This is a genomic window from Burkholderia guangdongensis (genome assembly GCF_013403875.1).
In the GTDB taxonomy this organism is placed as follows: domain Bacteria; phylum Pseudomonadota; class Gammaproteobacteria; order Burkholderiales; family Burkholderiaceae; genus Burkholderia; species Burkholderia guangdongensis.
Map to the genome: position 1 here is coordinate 1 of NZ_JACBNX010000047.1, position 5,463 is coordinate 5,463.

Sequence of the window (5,463 nt, forward strand, 5' to 3'; positions counted from 1 at the left end):
GCGGAACAGCCAGACGTAGCCTTGCGCGACGGTGCTGAGCACCGGGTTCGCGGACAGGCGCATCACGGCGGTGACGACGCCGAGCGCGATGCCCAGCGCCATCGCGAGGATCGTCATCAGGATCGTGCTGCCGAGGCCGGCGAGGATCGAGCGGGCGGTGAAGAAGCGGGCGACGTAGCGCCACTCGATCTGGCCGTGCGCGAACGCGAGCGCGACGTAGCCGAGCAGCGCGACGAGCGCCGCCGATGCCACGTAGCGGCCCCAGTAGCGCCGCCGAACGTGCTCCAGATGCGAGATGTCGACGTCCCTGTCGATCGGGCCCGCCGTCTCGCCGGCATGCGATGCGCCGCGCGCAGGCTGTCCGTCGCTGGAAATACTCATCATGTTCGTGTTCCTGTTTCGGCATCAGTCGCGGCGATTGTAGGAACGTCAATTTTTTGGCGACAAACGGTAAAATCTCATGGCAACCATGCGCAACTCGCATAAATGAAGATCGATCGCTATCCGCCGTTCAACGTATTGCAAACGCTGCTGGTCGTCGCGCGCTGCGGGAATTTCACCAGCGCCGCGCAGCAGCTTTTCCTGAGCCAGAGCGCCGTCAGCCGGCACATCCAGCAGATCGAGGAGTATTTCGGCTGTCAGCTTTTCGTGAGGCACACACGGATGGTCGCGCCGACCGCCGAATGCCTGCGGCTCGTGCCGATCGTCGAGGAGTTGCTCGCGATCGCGCGCCAATCCCTGCACATCACGCATAAAGGCGAACAGACGATCACATTGCGCGTGACGCCGACGCTCGCGACGCGCTGGCTGCTGCCGCGCCTGACCGATTTCTACGAACGCGTGCCGGGCACGCAGCTCAACATCGACACCGCGTGGTTTCTTCCGACGAATTTCGGCGAAGCCAAGCTCGATGCGGCGATCCTGTTCGGCACCGGCCGCTGGGACGGCCTCGAGGCGACGTGCCTGATGCGCGAGCGGCTGACGCCCGTCTGCTCGCCGCAGCTCGCGCACGGCACGCCGCCACTCGCGCGCCCGGACGACCTGAAGCGGCACACGCTGCTGCAATCGAGCTTCGGCCGGCACGGCTGGATGCTGTGGCTGCAGCAGGAAGGCGAACTCGCGACGCACCGGTTCCGCGAGCAGGTGTTCGATACGCTCGACCTCGCGTTCAGCGCCGCGGTGCGCGGGCTCGGCGTCGCGCTCGGCGATCTGAACCTCGTCGAGGAAAGCCTCGCGAACGGCTCGCTCGTCGCGCCGTTCGAGCGGATCGTCGAGACCGATTCGGGTTACTACCTGGTTCACCCGCCGCGCAACGAGTATCGCGAGAAGCTGAAGCCGCTGCTGACCTGGCTGCAGGCGCAGGCGGCCGCTTGATACATCAATGCGGTTTCACTGCGGCTTCAATGCAGCCTCACTGCAGCTTCGTGTGCATCCAGTGCGAGAACGCGGACACGAGCGGCGACTCGACCAGTTCCGGCCGCGCGATCTGGTAGTACGCGTGCCGCGCCGGCACCGTGACGTCGAACGGGCGGATCAGCGTGCCGTCGATCAGGTCGTCGCGCACCGAGAAGCTGTCGCCGAGCGCGACGCCCTGCCCGTGCAGCGCGGCCTCGATCCCGATGTGCGCGTTGCCGATCTCGAGGATGCGGATATCGTCGAGCTTGTCCGCCGACGCCTGCGCGAGCCAGCGCATCCACGACCCCGCATGCTCGCAGAACAGCGTCCGGCCCGCGAGATCGCGCACCTCGCGGATCGCGCCCGGCCCGTTCATCAGCGCCGGGCTCACGACCGGAAACAGCGTCGGATGGCAGATCAGCTGCACGTCGCGGTCGCGCCAGCGCCCTTCGCCGTAGCGCACGCACAGATCGACGTCGTGCGAGTAGACCTCGCGATCGTCGTTCGACGGAATGATCTTCAGATTGATACCCGGATACTGCTGGAAGAAGTCGCCGATATGGCGCGCGAGCCAGCGGGACGTAAACAGCAAGGGCGTCGACACGACGAGGTCGCCCGCCATCGTCGGCAGATCGAGCTTCAGCACCGCGCTCGCGATCGAGTCGAACGCGGACTTCACCGGTTCGAGCAGCGCTTCGCCGGCCGGCGTCAGCTTCACGCGCGCCTTCGACCTGACGAAAAGCTGAATGCCGAGCGTGCTTTCGAGCACGCGGATCTGATGGCTGACCGCGCTCGCGGTGACGTTCAGCTCGTCCGCCGCGCCGACGACGCTGCCGCGCCGCGCGGCCGCCTCAAACGCGCGCAGCGGATTGAGCGGCGGCAGACGGTTTCTCACGAAGGCGCTCGATACTGAGAAAAATTTCACTCTATGCGAATTAAATTCTCGCTACAACAAGAAGAATCGAATACGTATAGTGGGCTCAACTCAACCACACCGAGGTTTGTCCAGATGAGCCATACCGAATCGATCGAGCGTCTGTGGGGCGGCCGCTTCAAATCCGGCCCGTCGGAAGCGCTGGAAGCGCTGTCGCGTTCGGACCCGAGCTTCTTCCGGCTCGCGCCGTACGATCTCGCCGGCTCGCGTGCGCATGCGCGCGAACTGGTGCGCGCCGGCCTGCTGAACGACGCAGAGCTGCGGCAGCTGCTCGACGCGATGGCGCAGATCGAAGCGGATTTTCTCGCAGGCACGCTGCAGCCGTCGCTCGCGGACGAGGACGTGCACACGTTCCTCGAACGCGTGCTCACGCAGCGCGCGCCGGCCGTCGGCGGCAAGCTGCGCGCGGGCCGCTCGCGCAACGATCAGGCCGCGAACGACCTGCGCCTCTATCTGCGCGACAAGGCGCGCACGCTCGTTCCGGCGATCAACGATCTTCAGCACGCGCTCGTCGAGCAGGCGCGGCAGCACGTGCGCACCGTCACCGCCGGCTTCACGCATCTGCAGCCCGCGCAGCCGATCGCGTTCGCGCATCAGCTGCTCGCGCATGCGCAGTCGATCTACCGCGACGTCGATCGTCTCGTCGACTGGGATCGCCGCACCGCGCGCTCGCCGCTCGGCGCCGCCGCGCTCGCGGGTTCGGCAATCTGTCTGCAACCCGAACTATCCGCGAGCGAGCTCGGCTACGACGCGCCGTGCGAGAACTCGATCGACGCGGTCGCCGCGCGCGATCACGTCGCCGAGTTCGTGTTCGTCGCGAGCATGCTGGCCGTTCATCTGTCGCGCCTGTCGGAGGAAGTGATCCTGTGGACGTCGCGGCAGTTCCGCTGGGTCGAGCTCGACGACGGCTATGCGACCGGCAGCTCGATCATGCCGCAGAAGAAGAACTCCGACATCGCGGAGCTGACGCGCGGCAAGGCGGGCCGGCTGATCGGCGATCTCGGCGGGCTGCTCGCGACGCTGAAATCGCTGCCGCTCGCATACAACCGCGATCTCGCCGAAGACAAGATCGCCGCGTTCGACTGCGTCGATACGCTCGCGCTCGTGCTGCCCGCGATGACCGGAATGATCCGCACGATGCGCGTGAACGTCGACGAGATGCGCCGCCAGGCGCCGCTCGGCTTCACGCTCGCGACCGAAGTCGCGGACTGGCTCGCGCTGCGCGGCGTGCCGTTCAGCGAGGCGCACGAGATCACCGGCGCGCTCGTGCGCGCATGCGAGGCGAACGGAATCGAACTCGCCGACGTGTCGCCCGCGATGCTCGCCGGCGTCGATCCGCGTCTCGAACCGGCCGTGCTCGAACGCGTGACGCTCGACGCGGCGGTCGCGGCCCGCTCGGGCTTCGGCGGCACCGCGCCCGAGCGCGTGACCGAGCAGATCGCGCGGCTCGCAGCCGCGATCGAGCGGCAGAATGCATGGGCAGCCGACTACAAGGGACCATCATGCTGAGCTCATCCGACAACGGCGGGCGCGCGGGCGGTACGGACGGTGCGCCCGTCGGGGATGCGGACATCTCGCATCTGGAGCACGTTCGGCGGCGCTACTGGGGCCGTTACGCGGCATCGGCGGCGCTCGTCGCGCTGCTCGGCTACGTCGCGCTCGCGTTCGCGCACGGCCAGATCGAGTGGCGCTACGTCGCCCGCTTCTTCACCGCCCGCTCGATCCTCACCGGCCTCGGCAGCACGATCCTGATGACGATCCTCGCGATGGCGCTGGGCATCGCGCTCGGCGTCGTCACCGCCGTGATGCGCCTGTCCGCGAACCCGGTGCTCAGCACCGTCGCGCAAGGCTACGTCTGGCTGTTCCGCGGCACGCCGGTGATCCTCCAGTTGCTGCTCTGGTTCAACCTCGCGCTCGTGTTCCCGACGCTCGGCATCCCCGGCGTGGTCGAGTTCCGCACCGTCGACGTGATGACGCCGTTCCTCGCCGCGCTGCTCGGCCTCGGCATCAATCAGGGCGCCTACACGTCGGAAGTCGTGCGCGCGGGGCTGCTGTCGGTCGACGCGGGCCAGTACGAGGCGGCCAAGTCGATCGGCATGCCGAGATTGCAGGCGCTGCGCCGCGTGATCCTGCCGCAGGCGATGCGCGTGATCGTGCCGCCGATCGGCAACGAGCTGATCGGCATGGTCAAGACCACGTCGCTCGCGAGCGTGATCCAGTACGCGGAGATGCTGCACAACGCGGAGAACATCTACTACGCGAACGCGCGCGTGATCGAGCTGCTGTTCGTCGCGGGCATCTGGTATCTGATCGTGGTGACGGTGCTGTCGCTGCTGCAGTCGCGGGTGGAGCGCCGCTATGCGCGCGGCGCGGGCCGCAGCGGCGCGCGCCGCTGAGACGGGGAGGAACACACATGAATGCAATCGTACGTGCGGTCGACGTGCGCAAGTCGTACGGCGAGTTCCAGGCGCTGCACGGGATCACGCTGGACGTCGCGCAGGGCGAGGTGCTGTGCATCATCGGGCCGTCGGGCTCGGGCAAGAGCACGTTCCTGCGCTGCATCAACCAGCTCGAGACGATCAACGACGGCGCGCTGTGGGTGAACGGCGAGCTGGCCGGGTATCGGCGCAGCGGCAACAAGCTGTATGAATTGTCGGAGCAGCAGATCGCGCGTCAGCGCCTGGCGACCAGCATGGTGTTTCAGCGCTTCAACCTGTTCCCGCACAAGACGGCGCTGGAGAACGTGATCGAGGGGCCGGTGCAGGTGTTGAAGCGCAAGCGCGCGGAAGCGGAGGCGGAGGCGCGCACGCTGCTCGCGCGGGTCGGCCTCGCGCACAAGTGCGACGCGTTCCCGGTCGAGCTGTCGGGCGGTCAGCAGCAGCGGGTGGCGATCGCGCGGGCGCTGGCGATGCATCCGCAGCTGATGCTGTTCGACGAGCCGACGTCGGCGCTGGATCCGGAGCTGGTCGGCGAAGTGCTGGCGGTGATGAAGGATCTGGCGAAGAGCGGGATGACGATGATCGTGGTCACGCACGAGCTGGGGTTTGCGCGCGAGGTGGCCGATCGCGTGGTGTTCATGGATGGCGGGCAGATCGTCGAGAGCGGTCCGCCCGAGCAGGTGCTGGCGCGGCCCC

At 67.4% G+C, this 5,463-nt stretch carries 5 protein-coding genes and 1 pseudogene; 4 read left to right on the top strand and 2 right to left on the bottom strand.

The genetic code is table 11. The annotated features are described in order from the left end of the window. Positions 1 to 384: pseudogene (locus HZI36_RS26525) on the bottom strand (amino acid ABC transporter permease); the annotation flags it as partial. A gap of 102 nt (positions 385 to 486) precedes the next feature. On the opposite strand from HZI36_RS26525, the gene HZI36_RS26530 reads away from it, so the two are divergent. Next, positions 487 to 1,374 (top strand): LysR substrate-binding domain-containing protein, encoded by an 888-nt coding sequence (locus tag HZI36_RS26530; protein WP_179405644.1) that lies wholly within the window; start codon positions 487 to 489, stop codon positions 1,372 to 1,374. 37 nt (positions 1,375 to 1,411) lie between these two features. On the opposite strand, the gene HZI36_RS26535 is transcribed toward HZI36_RS26530, so the two are convergent. Then, positions 1,412 to 2,290: a LysR substrate-binding domain-containing protein gene (locus HZI36_RS26535; RefSeq protein WP_179405645.1), complete on the bottom strand. Its 879-nt coding sequence runs from the start codon at positions 2,288 to 2,290 to the stop codon at positions 1,412 to 1,414. 114 nt (positions 2,291 to 2,404) lie between these two features. Here HZI36_RS26535 and argH point away from each other — a divergent pair, with 114 nt between their 5' ends. The 3 genes from argH to HZI36_RS26550 form a co-directional block, all read left to right on the top strand. After that, the gene (argH, locus tag HZI36_RS26540) at positions 2,405 to 3,838 is read left to right on the top strand and encodes an argininosuccinate lyase (protein ID WP_179405646.1); all 1,434 of its coding nucleotides are present in this window, start codon (positions 2,405 to 2,407) and stop codon (positions 3,836 to 3,838) included. Further along, positions 3,832 to 4,725, top strand: coding sequence for an amino acid ABC transporter permease (locus HZI36_RS26545; RefSeq protein WP_179405647.1), 894 nt, complete (start codon positions 3,832 to 3,834; stop codon positions 4,723 to 4,725). Before argH ends, HZI36_RS26545 begins: the two co-directional genes overlap by 7 nt. 17 nt (positions 4,726 to 4,742) lie before the next feature. Beyond that, positions 4,743 to 5,463, top strand: a 721-nt coding sequence (locus HZI36_RS26550) for an amino acid ABC transporter ATP-binding protein (protein WP_179405648.1), incomplete at its 3' end; no start/stop codon positions are given.

Coding starts and splice junctions, on each gene's coding strand:
- HZI36_RS26530 (WP_179405644.1), top strand. CDS start 487: ATGAAGATCGATCGCTATCCGCCGTTCAACGTATTGCAAACGCTGCTG.
- argH (WP_179405646.1), top strand. CDS start 2,405: ATGAGCCATACCGAATCGATCGAGCGTCTGTGGGGCGGCCGCTTCAAA.
- HZI36_RS26545 (WP_179405647.1), top strand. CDS start 3,832: ATGCTGAGCTCATCCGACAACGGCGGGCGCGCGGGCGGTACGGACGGT.